The sequence below is a fragment of the Pedobacter aquae genome (assembly GCF_008195825.1).
Classification (GTDB): Bacteria; Bacteroidota; Bacteroidia; order Sphingobacteriales; family Sphingobacteriaceae; genus Pseudopedobacter; species Pseudopedobacter aquae.
In genome coordinates this window covers 2,941,953-2,961,137 of the sequence record NZ_CP043329.1, presented here as the reverse complement: position 1 = coordinate 2,961,137, position 19,185 = coordinate 2,941,953, and the positions used below count along the sequence as shown (strand labels likewise).

21 protein-coding genes are annotated in these 19,185 nt (G+C 33.0%); 17 read left to right on the top strand and 4 right to left on the bottom strand.

Annotated features, from left to right (window positions below; genetic code table 11):
• Positions 1 to 98: 98 nt before the first annotated feature.
• Both FYC62_RS13005 and FYC62_RS13000 read right to left on the bottom strand, forming a co-directional pair.
• On the bottom strand, positions 99 to 917 hold the full coding sequence (locus FYC62_RS13005; RefSeq protein WP_039454919.1) for a hypothetical protein: 819 nt from the start codon (positions 915 to 917) through the stop codon (positions 99 to 101).
• Entirely contained in the window at positions 907 to 1,680 is a 774-nt protein-coding gene (locus FYC62_RS13000) for a UDP-2,3-diacylglucosamine diphosphatase (RefSeq protein ID WP_149075248.1), read from the bottom strand. Before FYC62_RS13000 ends, FYC62_RS13005 begins: the two co-directional genes overlap by 11 nt.
• Before the next feature lie 128 nt (positions 1,681 to 1,808).
• On the opposite strand from FYC62_RS13000, the gene FYC62_RS12995 reads away from it, so the two are divergent.
• The 4 genes from FYC62_RS12995 (at position 1,809) to FYC62_RS12980 (ending at position 5,856) form a co-directional block, all read left to right on the top strand.
• Positions 1,809 to 3,086, top strand: a complete 1,278-nt coding sequence (locus tag FYC62_RS12995) for an FAD-dependent oxidoreductase (RefSeq protein WP_081987710.1) — start codon at positions 1,809 to 1,811, stop codon at positions 3,084 to 3,086.
• Between the two features lie 23 nt (positions 3,087 to 3,109).
• Positions 3,110 to 4,108, top strand: coding sequence for a PDDEXK nuclease domain-containing protein (locus FYC62_RS12990; RefSeq protein WP_039454929.1), 999 nt, complete (start codon positions 3,110 to 3,112; stop codon positions 4,106 to 4,108).
• A gap of 133 nt (positions 4,109 to 4,241) precedes the next feature.
• Positions 4,242 to 4,790: a peroxiredoxin gene (locus FYC62_RS12985; RefSeq protein ID WP_039454932.1), complete on the top strand. Its 549-nt coding sequence runs from the start codon at positions 4,242 to 4,244 to the stop codon at positions 4,788 to 4,790.
• 484 nt (positions 4,791 to 5,274) lie between these two features.
• Positions 5,275 to 5,856, top strand: coding sequence for a carboxymuconolactone decarboxylase family protein (locus FYC62_RS12980; protein WP_039454935.1), 582 nt, complete (start codon positions 5,275 to 5,277; stop codon positions 5,854 to 5,856).
• A gap of 220 nt (positions 5,857 to 6,076) precedes the next feature.
• Here FYC62_RS12980 and FYC62_RS12975 read toward each other — a convergent pair whose 3' ends face one another.
• Together FYC62_RS12975 and pnuC are read right to left on the bottom strand one after the other, a co-directional pair.
• A complete protein-coding gene (locus FYC62_RS12975; protein ID WP_149075247.1) occupies positions 6,077 to 6,616 on the bottom strand; it encodes an AAA family ATPase in 540 nt (179 codons plus the stop codon).
• On the bottom strand, positions 6,613 to 7,227 hold the full coding sequence (pnuC, locus tag FYC62_RS12970) for a nicotinamide riboside transporter PnuC (protein WP_149075246.1): 615 nt from the start codon (positions 7,225 to 7,227) through the stop codon (positions 6,613 to 6,615). The genes FYC62_RS12975 and pnuC overlap by 4 nt, the downstream gene beginning before the upstream one ends.
• A gap of 388 nt (positions 7,228 to 7,615) precedes the next feature.
• On the opposite strand from pnuC, the gene FYC62_RS12965 reads away from it, so the two are divergent.
• From FYC62_RS12965 to FYC62_RS12905, 13 genes are all read left to right on the top strand, one after another.
• On the top strand, positions 7,616 to 9,322 hold the full coding sequence (locus FYC62_RS12965) for an O-antigen ligase family protein (RefSeq protein WP_168199448.1): 1,707 nt from the start codon (positions 7,616 to 7,618) through the stop codon (positions 9,320 to 9,322).
• 5 nt (positions 9,323 to 9,327) lie between these two features.
• Positions 9,328 to 10,860 carry a transglutaminase domain-containing protein gene (locus FYC62_RS12960; RefSeq protein ID WP_149075244.1) on the top strand — a complete coding sequence of 511 codons (1,533 nt, stop codon included), beginning with the start codon at positions 9,328 to 9,330 and terminating at the stop codon, positions 10,858 to 10,860.
• Positions 10,861 to 10,910: 50 nt separating this feature from the next.
• The gene (locus FYC62_RS12955; protein WP_149075243.1) at positions 10,911 to 11,780 is read left to right on the top strand and encodes a hypothetical protein; all 870 of its coding nucleotides are present in this window, start codon (positions 10,911 to 10,913) and stop codon (positions 11,778 to 11,780) included.
• 37 nt (positions 11,781 to 11,817) lie between these two features.
• Complete coding sequence (locus FYC62_RS12950; RefSeq protein ID WP_149075242.1) at positions 11,818 to 13,248, top strand: T9SS type A sorting domain-containing protein; 1,431 nt, start codon at positions 11,818 to 11,820, stop codon at positions 13,246 to 13,248.
• 10 nt (positions 13,249 to 13,258) lie between these two features.
• Entirely contained in the window at positions 13,259 to 13,606 is a 348-nt protein-coding gene (locus tag FYC62_RS12945) for a hypothetical protein (protein ID WP_149075241.1), read from the top strand.
• Positions 13,607 to 13,810: 204 nt separating this feature from the next.
• Complete coding sequence (locus tag FYC62_RS12940) at positions 13,811 to 14,293, top strand: M23 family metallopeptidase (protein ID WP_149075240.1); 483 nt, start codon at positions 13,811 to 13,813, stop codon at positions 14,291 to 14,293.
• 6 nt (positions 14,294 to 14,299) lie between these two features.
• Positions 14,300 to 14,806: a hypothetical protein gene (locus FYC62_RS12935; RefSeq protein WP_149075239.1), complete on the top strand. Its 507-nt coding sequence runs from the start codon at positions 14,300 to 14,302 to the stop codon at positions 14,804 to 14,806.
• 509 nt (positions 14,807 to 15,315) lie between these two features.
• Positions 15,316 to 16,512 carry a hypothetical protein gene (locus FYC62_RS12930; RefSeq protein WP_149075238.1) on the top strand — a complete coding sequence of 399 codons (1,197 nt, stop codon included), beginning with the start codon at positions 15,316 to 15,318 and terminating at the stop codon, positions 16,510 to 16,512.
• A 29-nt stretch (positions 16,513 to 16,541) separates the two neighbouring features.
• Entirely contained in the window at positions 16,542 to 17,048 is a 507-nt protein-coding gene (locus tag FYC62_RS12925; protein ID WP_149075237.1) for a hypothetical protein, read from the top strand.
• A 73-nt stretch (positions 17,049 to 17,121) separates the two neighbouring features.
• Entirely contained in the window at positions 17,122 to 17,628 is a 507-nt protein-coding gene (locus tag FYC62_RS12920; protein WP_168199447.1) for a hypothetical protein, read from the top strand.
• A gap of 73 nt (positions 17,629 to 17,701) precedes the next feature.
• Positions 17,702 to 18,061, top strand: a complete 360-nt coding sequence (locus tag FYC62_RS12915) for a hypothetical protein (RefSeq protein ID WP_149075235.1) — start codon at positions 17,702 to 17,704, stop codon at positions 18,059 to 18,061.
• 219 nt (positions 18,062 to 18,280) lie between these two features.
• The gene (locus FYC62_RS12910; RefSeq protein WP_149075234.1) at positions 18,281 to 18,790 is read left to right on the top strand and encodes a hypothetical protein; all 510 of its coding nucleotides are present in this window, start codon (positions 18,281 to 18,283) and stop codon (positions 18,788 to 18,790) included.
• Positions 18,791 to 18,878: 88 nt separating this feature from the next.
• A complete protein-coding gene (locus FYC62_RS12905; RefSeq protein ID WP_149075233.1) occupies positions 18,879 to 19,073 on the top strand; it encodes a hypothetical protein in 195 nt (64 codons plus the stop codon).
• Positions 19,074 to 19,185: the final 112 nt, after the last annotated feature.

Genomic DNA, 19,185 nt, shown 5'->3' with positions numbered 1-19,185 from the left:
CGCTGCAACTCCTCGTTTTTCCAAAGCGCTAAACCCATCACGCACTGTGGGGTTTCCGCTGCTATCCGGTTTAGCTAACGCAAAACAATGCATTAAACTCAGTTAGCATTTAAAGCCCACAAAGTTAAGCCTTTTTCATTTAATATGAAGAGTCGCTTTAAACGGTAGCTAAAAGTGCTTCCAGCTTTTGTTAGCGGTAGTTTTATTTCTTCCTTTTTAAAAGTCATGAAGTTGTAGCGCCATAGCTTATTTTCTTCCTGGTAAATCAGTTCATCGCCCTCTACCTCAAAAGCTTTAACAGGGTTTATCACAGCAATTTTATAGTAATTACCAAACCTATCAAATATCCTTACACCTTCGCCAGCATCGTTAATAAACACATATTGGTCATTACTTAGCATATAAACAGCATTCATATCTATACCATTTCTTTGGTAAATATTGCCGCTTTTTAGCTCGTCAATAAAATTATTACTTAGCTTTTTAAGCTCACGGTTCAGTTGGTCGTAAATCCAAAAACCATTATTATTAGCCGATGCTACCAGTGCAATCTGTTGGTTGGGGTTGTTATTAAAAGAATAACTGCTAATCTCGCTTAAATTATTGTTTAGCACTACAACTTGTTGGTAAGCCTGATAATATAAAATCACCCTTAAAGGGTCTGTAATATCTATTTGGTCTATATCACCAAAACTATTGTTGGTATAATTCCATAAAAAATGGCCATCAGGGTTAAACTTCATAAGCTCGTTAGCAGGCGTAACCAAGAATAAATTCCCTAAATTATCTACACGGGCTATTTTAGCAAGGGTATCTATCTGTTTTATCAGTTTAAAACTTTGGGCATTACTTTTCCATCCCAGTATCAAAATACAGCAGCAAAGTAACAGCAGTTTTAAAAGACCTTTATTTTTCATGATGCTTCTTCCAATCCAGCAATTTAAGTTCCACACCGTCAAAAACACCGTAATAAGCGTAATTTACCCATTCTCCTAAATTGGTATAATGGGTTTCTTCATCCAATTTAAATTGGGTAGGGAAATGCCTGTGGCCCATAACTAAATGGTCAAAATTGCCATAATCATGTTTTAGTTGCTTATAAAAACTCTTTATAAAAGTTTCCTCACGTTGCTGGGTAATAGCGCCTTCCTTTTTATAAGAAGCTAACCTACTTTTACTACTCCAATAATTGGCAATACCAATTCCTAAATTAGGGTGTAACCTAGCAAAAAGCCATTGGCAAAATTTACTTCTAAAAATTTTCTTTAATAACTTATAAGATACATCGCCAGGGCCTAAGCCATCTCCGTGGTGTAATAAAAACTTTTTGCCTTGGCGTTCTATAAATAGCTCATCGCTAATAATTTGCATACCAAATTCCTTCTTAAAATAATCAAACACCCACATGTCGTGGTTGCCTTTAAAGAAGTATATCTTCGTACCAGCATCGCTTAACTCGGCAAGTTTACCTTGCAGCCTGATAAAGCCTTTGGGTACGGCGGTGGCATATTCAAACCAAAAATCAAAAACATCGCCTAATAAAAATAGTTCAGCGGCATCGTGTTTAATGTGGTCTAGCCAGCTCACTATCCATGCTTCTCGCTCTCGGCTAGAGGCATCATTAGGAGCTCCTAAATGAAAATCAGAAGCAAAATAAAGTTTAGATTTTTGGGTTTCCATATATCAAAGGTTAAAAATATCAAATTATATTCAACCTTTAGCTAAACGGCTTAAAAGCTTAACGCTTAGAATAATTTTTATAGCTTTAACCATACAAAATTAATAGTTAAATCTTCGTTTATCATTTTATGCTAAAAAAACTTATCATAATCGTGTTCATGCTGGTGTCTACCCAGGTTTTAGCACAATATAAAACCGATGTTATAGTACTAGGAGCAAGTGCTGCGGGTACGGCTACTGCTATACAAGCAGCCAGAAGCGGTGTAAAAGTAATATTGCTAGAACCCAACAATTTTAGCCTTGGCGCCATAGCGCCTAGTATGGATGTACCTGCTTTTAATTTTGGTATTTGGAAAGAGTGGAAAGACCTTTATACCAGAAAATTAGACTCTTTACAAACCGACCCACGCATTGCTTTAGAAAGTATCATAAGTAAGGTGAATAATTTACGCTACTTTAAAGAAACGCAAATTGTTAAAGTGATTAAAAAGGGTAAATCTTGGGAGATTAGCATCCAAAAAAATGGTAGTAAAATAGAAAAAATAAAAGCCGAAGTATTGGTAGATGCGTTTTTTGAGGCCGAGGCTTCACCAGTACTAAAAGCGGGTATTGTAAAATTAAGCGATGGGCATATCAAAACCATAAGTAAATACACCCCGCTAGAACTTCAAAAACCTTACGAGCAAGTTTTGAAACTTTACAGAAGTAGCGGAGCAACAGGTTTTGGTAAAGACAGTACCATGCTACATTATTTTCCTATGGGCGTTTTCATTAGTGCCGAGGTTGATAATTTGATGTTTGTTTCTCCGCAAGCTGGCTTAGTAGGTTGGCAAGCAGATGATTTTAAGAATATAGCCACTTGGGTAAATATTGGACAACTAGGCGGTGCGCTTTCTGCTTACGGGCCTTTTTTTGATACCGAAACCGCAAAAGCAAATGTGAGACTTTCGCAAGGAGAGATATTTAACTATAAAGGCTTAATTTATCCGGTTACAGATATCAATACCAATGAATATGCTTGGAATGCGGTACAAAAAATTATCGCTACAGATGTGATGAAGCATGATTTTGCTAAAGGGAAATTTAATCCCGAAGAACATGTAAAGCCAGAAGATATTAAAGCTATTTTATCAGACTTATACCCACGTTCTAGGATATGGTTTATAGAAAATCCTATAAAAGAGCTCACCTTAAAAGATGCTATTTCTTTAATCAGTTTCATCACCGGAAGGGAAATATACGATATGAATAGAGAATTAAGTACCAACTGGAAAATGAAATACGAGTTAGAAAGCAATTTTAATGAGAAAAATTACGTCACTAAAAAGGAGATGACCATCATCTTTGACACCTATTTAAACCCTTATAGTATTGGGGTAAATATGCAAGGGATTTTTATAAAATAAGCTTGGTTTTATTTAATTAAATCATGAATAATCAAATAACGCAAATACTTTTTAAAGATATTGTCTACATCATAGAAAAAGGGAAACAGCAAGCAGTTGCGCAAGTTAATAGTATGCTTACGCTTACTTACTGGCATATTGGCAATAAGATAAACGATCATATTTTAAAAAATGAACGAGCTGAGTATGGAGAAAAGATTATCGAGAATATTGCATCAGCATTAGAGAAAGAATATGGAAGAAGCTATTCTTTACGCAATGTACGTAGGATGATGCAGTTTGCTGATATTTTTCCAAATTACCAAATTGTGACACCACTGGTGACACAATTAAGTTGGTCTCATTTTCTGTTACTTTTACCACTGAAGGGAGAAGATCAGAGAAATTTTTACATTCAAAAAATCAGAGAAGAGAAATGGAGCAAAAGGGCTTTACAATATCAAATTGAACGTAAGGCTTTTGAACGTAATGAGTTAGCTAGTTTACAATTAACTGATAATTTCTCAGAAATACAAAACACCTTTAAAGATCCTTATTTTCTGGATTTTTTGGGTCTAAAAGATGGTTATCTAGAGAACGATTTGGAAAGCGCAATAATTAAAGAGTTAGAGTTTTTTATTTTAGAATTAGGTAAAGGATTTGCATTTATTGAGCGTCAGAAAAGGATGATTATTGATGGGGAAGATTTCTATCTAGATTTATTGTTTTTCCATAGAAAACTGCAAAGATTGGTTGCCATAGAATTAAAGTTAGGAAAATTCAAATCAGCATATAAGGGCCAAATGGAGCTGTATCTAAAATGGCTTGATAAATATGAGCGACAAGAAAATGAAAATAGTCCAATAGGCTTAATTTTATGTGCTGGTAAAAGTAATGAGCAAGTAGAATTACTCGATATGCAGAAGGATGGTATTATGGTGGCTGATTATTGGACAGAATTACCTCCCAAAAAGGAATTAGAGAGAAAACTTCATACACTACTTTTAGATGCAAAAAGCCGTTTAGAGAATAAAAAAATCTAGATTAACAAAAAGAAATTTCATTAAAATATTATAGCTTTTATCTATACCTATATTGTTATTATATATATTTTTACCATTGCCTTTAGGTATTTAAGGCACTATCTTTGCGCCTTCAAATTTTAAAAATATATATATGATCGGCGTAGGAGAGAAATTCCCAACATTTTCAAAATTAGCAGTAACCAGCCTAGAAAAAGGCAAAGAATTTGAGACCATCACTTCAGACTACCTAGAGAATGATGATAACGTATGGACAGTAATGTTCTGGTGGCCAAAAGATTTTACTTTTGTTTGCCCGACAGAAATTGCTGAGTTTAACAAAAGCTTCGGAGAGTTTAGAGACAGAGAAACTCGTTTAATTGGCGCATCTACAGATTCAGAATTTGTACACTTAGCTTGGAGAAATAACCACGATGATTTACGTGGACTTAAATTTCCAATGTTAGCAGATACTTCTAAAACTTTAGCTCAGGATTTAGGCATATTAACTAACGACAATGAGAAAGTAGCTTACAGAGCAACTTTTATTGTTGACCCTACTGGCATTATCCGTTGGGTTTGTGTTAACGACTTAAACGTAGGACGTAACGTTAAAGAAGTTTTACGTGTGTTAGACGGTTTACAAACCGATGAACTTTGCCCTTGTAACTGGGAAAAAGGACAAGAAACTTTAACCGCTTAAGATAGGTTTTCAAGAGCTGTTTCATAAACAAACTATTTTGTCTTATTTGTCAAGATTTTATTCTTGACAGCTTCCAACTCAGCTTTGTTACAACTAGTTGTATCATTCTGAAGTTTAATAACTTCTTGTTATATAGATATTTCATATAAATCAATATGAAATGACGTTTTTAGGTAGTTCGATAGTCGAGCCTAAGCATTAACAACCGTTTACTCCCAATTCCGCCTTGGCGGTTGCGGAATCTACAGGACTAGCCCTAGCAGAACCTTTAGAAGCAAGCGGCGCAGCGGAGAGTTTTTGGTTACTTTTTGCGGAAAAAAGTAACTTGACATGGCCGGTCAAGAGGCCGGAAAGCTTGTGCGTTAATGCCTGATTTTGAAGTATTTTAACGTCAGTAGTAAGGAGTCGAAGGAAACGAGATAAACTATGTTTATGAAACAGCTTTTTTGTTGCTTCACATCATAAACATTTCATTATCAAAATCATGGAAAATTTGAAAGAGACTACACAAGAGTTACTGGCTATTTTTGGCCTAAGTAATTTAGATAATAAAGCATTAGCCCTATTAAATGAAACAGAGTTTAAGTATTTAAGAGATTTAAAATTAAACTTAAACAGCACTTTAACATCAGAGTTCTTATCAGAAAAAGAGTGCGGCTTAATAGGTTTAAGTGTGGCAGCAAACAATCAAAATGCTATTTTAATTGATTTTTATAAAAACTATGCTGCACAAAACGGCGCCACAGCAGATGAATTGGCAGAGGCAGTTTCTTGTGCTTCCTTATTAGCATCAAACAATATTTTTTACCGTTTCCGCCATTTTACACAAAAAGAGAAATATACGCAAATTCCAGCTCGTATCAGAATGCAAATTATGATGAAACCCGTAACCGGAAAAGAGTTTTTTGAGTTGTTAAGCTTATCTATCTCTGCCGTTAATGGTTGCGAAATGTGTGTTAACGCCCATGAAGACTCTTTAATAAAGTTAGGTACCACAGAAGAGAGGATTTTTGATGCAGTAAGAATAGCTTCTTTGGTTACAGCTACCGGGAAAGTTATTTATTAAGCTTCGCGATTAAATATTTTAAAATTTTAGAAATTGTGGAAAACTATTTTCATAAAATCGGTTAAATGATTTGCTTGTAAGGGCATAAATTTCTTAAATTAGTATTAAGGTTAATCATCCCTTAAAGCAGTACACACACATCATATTACTTTAAGGACAAATAAGTTTTAATTGTTAACAAACAAAGCCTGTATGAATTTCATGCAGGCTTTGTTTGTTTTTAGTGTTTTCTAACAGTTTTTAAAAATTCATCAATAGCTGCTCTAGCATTTTGCAAGCGGTTCTCTAAACCACCAACTTCTACATAGTTGGCATCTAAAGCTTTTAACTCTTTACGCCAAACATCCATAAAATAATCGCTTAAACCTTCAAAATCTCTTAGTGGGTCTGGCTCCCAAGGGATATCATTCTTTAAAAGGATATAGAAATCGTATTTGTGGCTTTGCAAAGCATCTAAAACCATTTGTGGAGTTTCGCCTAATTGGTAATCGCTCCAAATCTTAACCGTTAAGAAAGTAGTATCGCAAATTAATAAACCTGTATTACAGGCCATTTCCATAGCTTCTTCTAAAGCTATTTGCCCATGAAACATGTTAACTTCATCTTGCAAAGTGCAAGGCGCTGTTAAAGCTGCACAATAATAACGAGCATACTCTGGCACCCAAAGCGTTTGGTAATGTTGTGCCAAGCCTTTAGAAATGGTGCTTTTCCCGGTAGACTCTGGTCCTACAATAGCTATTTTGATGATATTTTTCTTCATGCTGCTGATAAAGCTTTGTAATTTTTCTTCCAATCTAAATAACCCTTTAAAGCTATGAACAAGAAAACAAAGTAAAGTAATGCGGTTGCCATTAAATCTTTATGAATGTATAAAGGGATATAAACTGCATCTACCAATATCCAAATGAGCCAGTTTTCTAACTTTTTACGTGTCATTAAAAACTGCGCTATAAAACTGGTAGCTGTACAAAAGCCATCTATATAAGGCACATCAGAATCGGTAAAATCAGCTAATAAGTAGCCAAAAACTAAGCTGGCTATAACCCAAACACTAAGAGCTATTAACCATTCATTTTTAGTGAGCTTGGTGACAGGCCTTTCAGATTTTAGGCTTTTGTTTTGCCCATAACTCCAATAATACCAGCCGTAAATAGCCGTAGAAAGAAAGTAGAATTGTAAAATGGTATCTCCATAAAGTTTGGCCTCATAAAATATATAGATATAAGTGACAACACTTAAAATAGAAATTGGCCAATTTAGGATATTTTCTTTAGCTGCTAGATACACACATAGTGCGCCTGTAATAACCCCAAACCATTCCAGGTAGCCAATAGCTTTAAACTGCTGTATGATTTCTTGAAGTACTTGCATAAAAATCTTATCCCCCGAAAGTGGGATAAGATTTTGGTATTTCAAAAGAAAAGCTGATTATTAAATCATCATGATTTAAATTTTTTAATTGTTAAGTAAAAAGCAAAGCAGGATAGTTCAGGATGGATTTTTATTTCTTTGTATTAAATTTGTGTGTATGTTGTAAATAATAAATTAATCTGTAAATAAAATATTCAACCGCTTTAGTTTAGCGGAATTTAATCTACCTCCTAAATTGAAAAAACCTACGATTAGTAATATTAGTATTAAAGCTAATGTTTCCTTTTTTATTTCTCTTATGTTGATTTTTGCCATATGCTTAATCGATAGTAAACTTTTCATATATTCTTCACTATCTACATATTATGGTTTCACGATAAGTGCTGTATTGTCTTTAATTTTATTTTTATTGGTTTTGATTTTCAAAACCAATAAAGTATCAGCTATCAATATCTCCTTCTTTGTTTTTGGCTTATGGTGTTTTTATCCTCTATTAATTAGTGAGGTGTTTACGCATCAAAATTTATATAGATTATCTGCATTAATGTTTTATGTTGTAGGATTTTATATAATAAATAGGCAAAATATTACGATAATTTTTTTTGCAATTTGTGTTGTTGCAACATTCGAGTCTATAATATGCTTACTTCAATACTTCAAAATACTAGATAGCCAAAACATCTATTTTACTGTTACAGGTACATCACAAAATCCTAATGTAATAGCTATGTTTTTAGCTCTTAGCTTACCATCCGTTTTCTACATCTACAGCTTTTATAAAAATAATAGAAGAAAAATGATAGGTGTAATCATAATTTTAATTTGTACTGCACTAATATTACTCAAATGCCGTAGCGCAATAATAGGAGCTGGATTTGGGGTAGTCGTTTTCTATACACTAACTCTAAAAATATTTAAAATTTATAAGGCTAAACATATCATAATAGTGCTTTTTATAGGAATAGGTTTGTTGATACCTATTGTTAAATACATGTATTTGAATAAAAAAGATTCTGCCGATGGACGAAAACTAATTTGGAATATTTCTACACAAATGATTCTTGACTCTCCATTTAAAGGTTATGGAATTGGAATGTTTGAGAGAGAATATAACTTGAAACAAGCATGGATGATAAGAAATGAGCAGATAGAGAGCGATGATCTTAAGAATGCTGATTTTGTTAAAATGGCTTATAATGATTACATCGAAACAGCTATTGAGGGTGGATTACTTTATCTTCTACTATTTCTTATGATGTTAATTATATTATTAACAACACCTTTCTGGAAATATGAAAATAAGGAAGATACTGAACCTAAAATACCATTAGAAGCTCAAAATGCAAGCTATGCTGCAATTACTATGTTCTCATTAATAGCACTATTTAATTTCGAGATAAATGCTATTCCTGTCTTTTTACTCTTTAGTTTTTATGCCTCTATCCTAAGTCAAAATACTTTAAGTGTGAAATTACCTAATAAGGTATTCGTAAAACACTTAGATAAACCTGCTTTGGGTTTTGTACTAATCGTATCATTTTACATCCTTTTTTGGCACATAAATCAGTCTAAGGCTCATTTAAAGAATAAGAAAGCAGCAGACTTTTTAAAAGAAGGAAAACACAAAAAAGCACAAGAAACAGTGGAGACTTTAAAACTAAAATTAAAGGTTTCTGAAAGCTATCATAATAATTTTGGAAGCATTTTGCTAGCACAAGAAAAATATTTAGAAGCTTTAGCTCATTTTGAAACGGCAAAAAAATTAACTTCCAATCCGTCTATTTATGAAAAATCTGCTATCTGTAATATAAAATTGAAAAACAGAAAGGATGCAATAATGAATTATGAGTTTGCTAGCTCTCTATCTCCTAAAACAATGAATTATAAATATAATTTATTAAAACTATTACTGGCTGAAAAACAGTTGAATAAAGCTTATAAAACTGCAACAGAAATATTAAAAATGAAGCCTTTAAAAGTGACTCATCTCACGAAATTATATCAAAATGAAGCCTTTAAAGTTGTAGAGAAATACGGCTTTCGCTTCAAATCAAAACCTATCAAATCTTTAAAATATTTACCAATTAACATTTAGCTTTCATGAAAAAAATTATCTACCTGTGTTTTCTTATTTTACCTATTACTTTGTTTTCACAAACAAAAAACAACTATCCAAAAGAGGTTGAAGAGGTTTTGCAAAAAGCAAAAGCAAATAGAAACGAACTTGAAAAAGTTATTTTAAATTATAACAAAAGCAAAGCCGATTCTCTAAAATTAAAGGCTGCATATTTCCTAATTATCAATATGGATATTCACTATTCTGCAGATTATTATTGGGCAGATAGTACAGGCAAGCGAATTGATTATAATGAAATGGATTACCCTAATTTTTTTGCTGCTGTTGATGCATTTGAAGCTATTAAGCCTAAATATGGCAAAGTTAAACCTGTACCTTTTAAATATTTAGATATTGATACCATTAAAGCTACTTATCTTATTAATAATATAGATAATGCATTCATTAGTTGGCAGTTACCGCAAGCTAAAAATCTATCATTTGAAGAGTTTTGTAATAATATTTTACCTTATAGAGTAAGTAATGAGCCTCTTCAACAATGGAGAGATGTTTACAAAAACAAATTTAGTTGGATTAAAGATAGTGCAGCTAACAAGAGTACAGAAGAAACTCTTAAATATTTTGCTTCAGATTTTAGGAGTTGGTTCATCAATACTTGGGATTTAGAACAAAGAAAAGAACCTTTACCTAGGCTAGGACCAATACAACTTTTAAACAGAAAAAAAGGTAATTGCGATGACATAGGTGATTTAATGGTTTATACTTTACGCTCGCAAGGTTATCCAGCCTCACTAGAACATATACCATTGTGGGCTACTACATCAGGCAGGCATTTTTTTAATAGTACCTATGACATTAATGGAAAACTTATTCCATTTGATGTATCAACCAATAATGTAAAGATTGATAATTTTTCTCGTGAACCTTCAAAAGTAGTGCGTATTACCTATGCTAAACAAGCGAATGTCCTCAGTAATATTTTACCGCAAAATCAAATACCAGAAGGCTTTATGCGAATGAAAAATTATCTTGATGTTACTTCTGAATATTGGCAAACAGCTTCTTTAGAAACTCCACTTTTTGAATCTTTTAATAAACCTAAAATTGCATTTGCCTGTGTCTTCAATGGTTTTAAATGGCAGCCTACTTGGTGGGGAAGAGTATTTAACAATAAGGCGGTTTTTGAAAAATTATGTAAAGGAGCAGTCTTTCTACCTTCCTACTATATCAATAATAAAGTTATACCAGCAGGTTATCCAATAGCATCTGGTTATCAGAAACAACAAATTCTAAAACCTGATAAAATTAATACTAGAACCATTACAATAAAACAACAAGACAAATATCTACTCTTTAGGATTGATAAAAAATATAAGCTGTTTTATTGGGATAACAATTGGAAATTAATTGGTGAAGAAATAGCCACTGAAAACACTACCGAACTTTTATTTAAAAATGTACCTAATAATGCTTTAATGCTGCTAGTACCTGAATATTCGCAAGGTAAAGAAAGACCATTTACTATTACCGCTGATGGTGAAAGACAATGGTGGTAAAAGAAAAACATTAATAAACCATTAATCACATAAACTTTTAAAAATTAAACATGAAAAAAACAGTAATTACATTATTGGCAAGCATAGCTTTGCTTCCAATTAACCTAATGGCGCAACAAAATGTGCCTTCGAAAAACATGAATGCCCAGTATCTACAACTTGCAGATGAAAACGCAAAGAAAGAAACCACGGCACACTTATCCTTAATTAGTAAAAAGTATAAACTTGACGAAAAAACTTACAAAACTATCTATCAAGCTTTTTATAACCGAAGAATAGAAACTGAAAAAGCACTATTACAAACTGATAAATCAGTCGCTTCCCAGAATAATCTAGTGAGTTTAATTAATAAGCATGATTCTATTTGTAATTCCTATCTAAAAGCCTTAAGCCATAAAAATTTAATTGGTAATAAAATATTAGAGAGTACTGATAACTCAAAGTTTGCAAGTGCAATTAGGTCAAAATCATTACTAAAATTAAGTCAGGTTCAAATAGATTCATTGCTTTACCACAGCAAGAAAATGGCAGAATTAAAAATTGAAGATGCTGGTTTAGATTTAAGAGGCTATGAAAGAAAAGTATTGCCATTACTGCTACAAGATGAACAATACACAAGCTTACTTATAGAACTAAATAGACCTACAGCACTAGGTTGGGCACAAGATTCATGGCAAAGTATTAAAAAGAGAGGACTTGAAGGCGGTTTAGATAGCGTAGTTGTAATTAGACAAATGTTTAATTATAACCTAGGAAAGTTGGTTAAAAAAGACCGCTTTGGAAAAGATTTACCTACAACTAGCCCTAGCTTAAGCAGGTTTGACAGCGCAAAGCCAGAGGCTCTAAGAATGTTGCAAGCTGATGAAGCTAGAAATGTTGCAGATAAGCCAAAAGAGACAAAAACTTCATTTGCGTGGTAATTACTTATCATTTAAATAATTACCTAAAACTTTAGATATGAAAAAATTAATTATTTTTTGTGTAATGCTTTATACCCTTACTTCGGTAGCGCAAGAAAAAAACAAAACTGTTATTAGCCCTTTAAGTATGGCTAGAATGCATCTAGATCAAAACCACTACAATTATAATCCTAAGAAAGGATTTGAAATCTATCAACAAATCGCACAAGAAAATACGGATGCGAAAGCCATGAATACATTGGCGATCTTATATAGTGATGGAATAGGAACTAACGCAAACCAGGAGCAAGCTTTTTATTGGTTTAAAAAAGCTGCAGAAAGTGGTTATTCAAATGCTTGGTATAATTTAGGTACTATGTACCGTAAAGGAATGGGAACGCAACAAAACTTTGAATTGGCTTTTGCAAGTTTTAGTAAAGGCGATGAATTAAATGCCGTTACCTCTAGTTATGCGAAAGGTTATCTCTTATACAAGGGCTTAGGTTGCCAACAAAGCTATACTGAAGCGATTAAATTATTTAGAAAAAGCATTAAAAAAGGCTCTTTAGGTTCTATGTATTTGTTAGGCTTATGTTTTAGAAATGGATATGGTATTGTACAAAATATTGATAGTGCCAAATATTGGATCTCAAATGCGGCAAACAGAGGGTATAATTTTGCTAAAGAAGAATTGATGGAAGCCGAACCTGAATTTAATGGTTATAATCAGGTGCTAAATCCAAATAAAAAAACTAAGCTTTCTAATGTTATGGAAGTTAAAAACTCTTATGAAAAAGTAAAGCATACTTTAAAAAGTAATAAAGAAATAGAAGGGATTTACAGTGGTTATCTTTTAAAATATGACTGGAGCGGGCAACATGTTATTGGTAAAAAAGCGTTAGAAATTGAATTAAAATATGATGAGGCTGAACAGAAGATTAAAGGATTTTGGAATGAAGATGGTACTAAAACAAGCCTAAACGCTATACTAACTGATTCATCATTATTGTTTGAAAACACAGCATATAGTAAATTAGATCATTACAGTGCTAAAAAAGAAGTTGATTTTGTTTTTAAAAATGCTCAATTGCAATTGCTAAATTTATCAGATTCAACCTATTTAGCCGGTAATATTCAATTATGGTCTAATTACCATAACGAGCCTGAAAAACCTATGTATGTAAGTTTGGTAAAAAAAGCCAACTTAACAATTGAACAACCTAAACTTGACATACAAATTAGCCAAAACTTAACGGTTTATCCTAATCCTTTTAGCAATAGCTTATCCTTTAATATTTTATTAGAGAAAGAAAGCCTATTAAATATAGCTCTAACTTCTATAGATGGTAAAATATTATATACCGAAACTTTGAAAATGCCTACTGGGCAACAAAGCCATACTTTGCAAGCCAATGTAGCAACAGGGTCTTATGTGCTTAAGGTAGGTTATAATGGGATAGTTAAGTCATCAATTGTCATTAAACAATAAACCTTCACCAATGAAAAAAATAATCTTATTCTTATTGTTAATAACAGGTTTATCTCCTGTTTTAAAAAACAATAGCATTCAGTTTTATAGTAACGTAACCTATGCACAAGGTGAATTTCCCGAGGTAGAAGTTTGTGCAGATCCTGGCGCACCTGTTTATTTAATGACTAATTCTGATGGTTCAGAAGTTTGGGAAACCTGTTCTTATCAAATAGATTGCAACGATGGTACTGTTATAGATGCAAATTGTACACAAACAACATATCCATGTGAGTATAACTGCCCAGATGAAGGACTGCCTGATTGTGCAGGTGTACCAGGAGGCACATTTGATATAACTCCTTGCGGTTGTATGTAGCCTTCTTCTTGTGAATCTGGTACAGGTGGTAATAATAATGGTGGAGGAGGAAATCCACCACCACCGCCACCACCGCCGTCTCAAACAGACTGTGCAGGTGTTGTAGGTGGGACTGCATATATTGACTTATATTGCAATTGTGTAGGAGGTACTACTGGATTAACTCCAAATATATTACCTAAGAAAGGTAATCCCTTGAAGAACATGAAAATTGCAAAATCAAATGCTGTAAATGTAAATGGAGGAAGATTCGGAGCTAATGTTAGAACAAGAATTGATGGTACAACAAAGCCACATTGGGGTACTGATCTCTATGCCGAAGTAAATACTCCTGTTTATTCTATTGATGATGGAGTGGTGGTTAGGATAGTAAATGATCATAGTCCAGGTCAAAGTAATGGTCCAAATGATTTTGGGAATTTTGTTGAGATTGAGACACATTTACCAAATGGCAATATTAAAAGAATTTTGTATGCACATTTAAATTCTACAAATTTAGTTGTTGGCGATTCTATTTCTTCTCAAACTCAGATTGGTTTGAGTGGAAGAACCGGCAACGCAAAAAATGTTCCAAATCCACATGTACATGTTCAAGTAAAAATGAATGGTATTAAAGTTAATCCAGAACTTTTCCTAGAAGCAGAATTTGATGATCTTGGGAGTTCAATAAATTTACCTTGTAATTAATTAAATATGAAAAATTTATTTTATAGCATATTGTTTGTGGTTTTTATTCAACAAACAGTAAAATGTCAAGTTAACGAATACAATTCAATTGACATTAATTCAATGACTTTGAAAAAATCTGTTAATAACAATAATTCTAGTTTAATTATTGAAAAAAACCAATTCATTTCAGTGTTTGGAAATCCATCATCCAGTAATAATCAGGTATCTGAAATTGATGATTTGGAATATTTCAAAGCATATTATTTAGAAAATAGTTTTTGGTTTGTTAATGATAAACTGGGAGTAATTATTCTTAAGGATAGTAGTTTTGAGATAATTTATAATAATAATAATAGTTTTAAAGTAGGTAATAATATTAATTATCTTAATTCATTATTCCCCATTTCATTCTCAGCAAGAAAAGACAATCAAATATTTATTTCTATTAATAATCAAGCTTTAAAAACGGACTCTTTCTTAGTGTTCAATTACAATAACTCAAATGTTATAACAGAAATAAGTATTCAATAATTTAACTTATATATCTAGTTTAGGTGTCATTTAACGATGATACCTAAACTTTTTCTGTAGATCGGATATGGTATTTATAGTTATAAATTTAATTTGGATATTGGTATTATTTTAAACTGAAAAAACATAAACTTATATTATTGTCACTATGACAGATTGAACTTTATATAAAGATGATTTTTAATATATCAGAATAGATTATAAAGAACTCACTTCTTCAAATAAGTTATGAGTTCTTTATACTTCTAGTCTTTGTCAATTGATCGCATAAACGCTATCTGTTAAGAAGTCATTTTATTGATGTTTTTAAATAGAGTTAGCCTTTATTTACTTAATGAGTATTATATACCGAAACTTTGAAAATGCCTACTGGGCAGCAAAGCCATACTTTGCAAGCCAATGTAGCAACAGGTTCTTATGTGCTTAAGGTAGGTTATAATGGGATAGTTAAGTCATCAATAGTCATTAAACAATAAACCTACACCAATGAAAAAATAATCTTATTCTTATTGTTAATAACAGGTTTATCTCCTGTTTTAAAAAACAATAGCATTCAGTTTTATAGTAACGTAACCTATGCACAAGGTGAATTTCCCGAGGTAGAAGTTTGTGCGGATCCTGGCGCACCTGTTTATTTAATGACCAATTCTGATGGTTCAGAAGTTTGGGAAACCTGTTCTTATCAAATAGATTGCAACGATGGTACTGTTATAGATGCAAATTGTACACAAACAACATATCCATGTGAGTATAACTGCCCAGATGAAGGACTGCCTGATTGTGCAGGTGTACCAGGAGGCACATTTGATATAACTCCTTGCGGTTGTATGGAGCCTTCTTCTTGTGAATCTGGTACAGGTGGTAATAATAATGGTGGAGGAGGAAATCCACCACCACCGCCACCACCGCCGTCTCAAACAGACTGTGCAGGTGTTGTAGGTGGAACCGCTATTGTAGCACCTTGTGGTTGTATTGGAGGGACAAGTGGAAGAGCAGTATGCCCACCTGAACCATGTGACAAAGTAAATAATATGATTAATGGAACAGCAAATGCAAACTACAAGCAGAAAGCAAAAGATTTAGGCACCCAGCAAAACCTCAATTTAGGTTATGAAAAAAGTGTTGCTCTTATAGAAGGGGCAACCCCTAACATTAAAGAGGCTAGCGGCACTACCGCTTCTGCTTCTGTACAGGTGCCAGACCTGCCTAGCGGACAGAAATATAAAACTCTCACTCACACACATTCTAACGTTGCAGGAGGAACCTATTCAGTATTTTCTTTTGGTGATTTACAAAGATTATCAATGTTATCACACAGCGGACAATTGGATGCCAGTGAATTTGTTGCTTTTTTACCCACATACAAAGGAACAAACTATGCACTCACAATAACAGACAAAACAAAGCTTGAGGATTTCTTTTACTTTATGAATAATAGTGGCACTGCTTCGGGAGGTAACATAACGAAGTGGATTAGTTCTCAACAGAATGCTCAAAAAATCGGGGATAAATATTATAATCATAAGACAGACCCTTTGATAAAACAAACTGATACAGATAATGCCAATGTGCTAAGTAAGTTTTTAGACTTTATAAAAGAGGCTAATCTGGGTGTAACCATCTTTGAAACTAATCCTAATTTAGACAGCTTTACCAAAGTAGAGAAGCAATCTAATGGAGACATCGCTCGCATTCCTTGTAATTAATTATTTATTGACTTTAAACAACTAAAGATATGAAAAAGGTAATCATTGTATTATTAAGCTTAATTTATTCAATAACCGCATATAGCCAAGATATACTGGCTGGCATTTGGAAGTATCAAAACAATAGCGAAGTATTTATTGTGAATATTTGGAAGGTTACAGACGGTTACAGGGGACATTACAAAAAAATAACTGTAGATGTTAATGGTAATCAAGTTTCTGTTGTGTATGATTCCAATAAAGAAATTGGAGATACGGGTCATAATTGGCCTTCTACAATAAGTGCGGGCTCTTTAAGTCAAGATTATAGTACAGGAGGAACAATATATGATAATACAGTAACAAATAGCCCTAATGCGGGAGGGTTTATTGAAGGGCTTTGTAGAATTAAAATTTTAAACCCAAATTGTTATAACTCCAATGGAAACACTTGTGCGTTACAAGCCGAATGGATGGTGAAAAGAGGGCCGGGGTTATATAACCCAGCTGAACCACCTTATAGTGTGCCTACAAATATCATCTTAACAAAGCAGTAATTCAAGCAGGTCGGGTTGTCCTCATAGAACAACCCGATCTTTTATTAAACTGAAAAGTTTGAGCATTGAAGATATGAAAAAAGTAATAATTTTAATATTAAGCTTAATTTATTCAATAACCGCATACAGCCAAGATATACTGGCTGGTATTTGGAAGTATCAAAACAATAGCGAAGTATTTATTGTGAATATATGGAAGGTGACAGATGGCTATGAAGGACATTATAAAAAAGTTATCGTAGATGCCACTGGAAATCAAATAAGCGTTGTTTATGATTCAAATAAAGAAATTGGAGACACTGGGTATAACTGGCCTTTTACAATAAGCACAGGTTCAATATCCCAAGATTATAGGGTTGGAGGATCAATTCAAGATAATACAGTTACGAATAGCCCTTATGCTGGAGGGTTTATTGAAGGGCTTTGTAGAATTAAAATTTTAAACCCAAATTGTTATAACCCCAATGGAAACACTTGTGCGTTACAAGCCGAATGGATTGTGAAAAGAGGACCGGGCTTATATAACCCTGCAGAACCACCTTATAGTGTGCCAACAAATATTATCTTAACAAAGCAGTAATTCAAGTAGTTTGGGTTGTCTTTGTAGAACAACTAGAACTTTTATTAAACTGAAAAGTTTGAGCATTGAAGATATGAAAAAAGTAATAATTTTAATATTAAGCTTAATTTATTCAATAACAGCATACAGCCAAGATATACTAGCTGGCATTTGGAAGTATCAAAACAATAGCGAAGTATTTATTGTGAATATTTGGAAAGAAACAGATGGTTACAAAGGGCATTATAAGAAAATTATTGTAGATGCTAATGGCAATCAAGTTTCCGTTGTGTATAATTCCAATAAAGAGATTGGTGATACTGGCCATAATTGGCCGTATACCATATACTCAGGAAATATATCCTCATCTCATGAAGTTAGAGCAATTTTGTCTGACAATACAGTAGCATATAGTCCAAATGCTGGGGGTTTATTGATGGTGATTTGGATATAAAAATTTTAAACCCGAATTGTTATAACCCTAATGGAAACTCTTGTGCATTACAAGCTAAATGGATTGTAAAAAGAGGACCAGGGTTATATAACCCTGCAGAACCGCCCTACAGTGTGCCTACAGATGTAATCTTAACCAAGCAGTAATTCAAGCAATTCGGGTTGTTCTTGTAAAAGCAACCCGAATTCTGTAAACATGAGGAGTTTATAAATTGAGGATATGAAAAAAGTAATGATAGTACTACTAATTTTAATGTACTCAACAATTGCATTTAGCCAACAGGATATACTTTCAGGTATCTGGAAGTACCAAAACAATAATGAAGTATTTATAGTGAATATATGGAAGGTTGCAGACGGTTACAAGGGGCATTATAAAAAAATTATTGTGGATGCTAATGGCAATCAAGTTTCCGTTGTTTATAATTCCAATAAAGGAATTGGAGATACGGGGCATAATTGGCCTTTTGCAATAGGTACAGGAGATATGACTATAGATTGTAAGATTGGTGGAACTATCTATGATAATACAGTAGTAAATACACCTAATGCAGGAGGGTTTATTGATGGTAAAGTAACAATACAAGTGTTAAACTCCGGCTGTTATAACCCAACAGGCAATACATGTACATTACAAGCTCAATGGAAAGTAAAGAAAATGCCAGGATTGAAACATCCTGATGAACCTGATTTTAATATACCAACCAATATTATTTTAACAAAGCAATAGGGTAAACTGTTATTGTTATTCAATTATTCGGGTTGTTTTGAAAAAGACAACCCGATAATTAGACAACCTGAGTTTATAAATTGAGGATATGAAAAAGATAATGATATTAGCATTACTATGCGGATTAACACAATTCTGTACAGCACAAATAAGTAATAAAGAACTAGAAAATGAGTTTTTTAAAAATAAGGCTAATGTTTGGGTAATTGTTCAAACAGGAACTAAAACAATTTTTATAAGAGACCTTTTGATAGGACTGGATGAATCAGAACAAAAATTTTAACTAAAGAAGAGGTAAGTTACAACTATCCTAATCTTAAAGCTGATTTTGTTATATTAGCGAAGATAAAGCCGGGAACCAGACTTTTAACAATAAAAGAGTTATTAGATAAGTA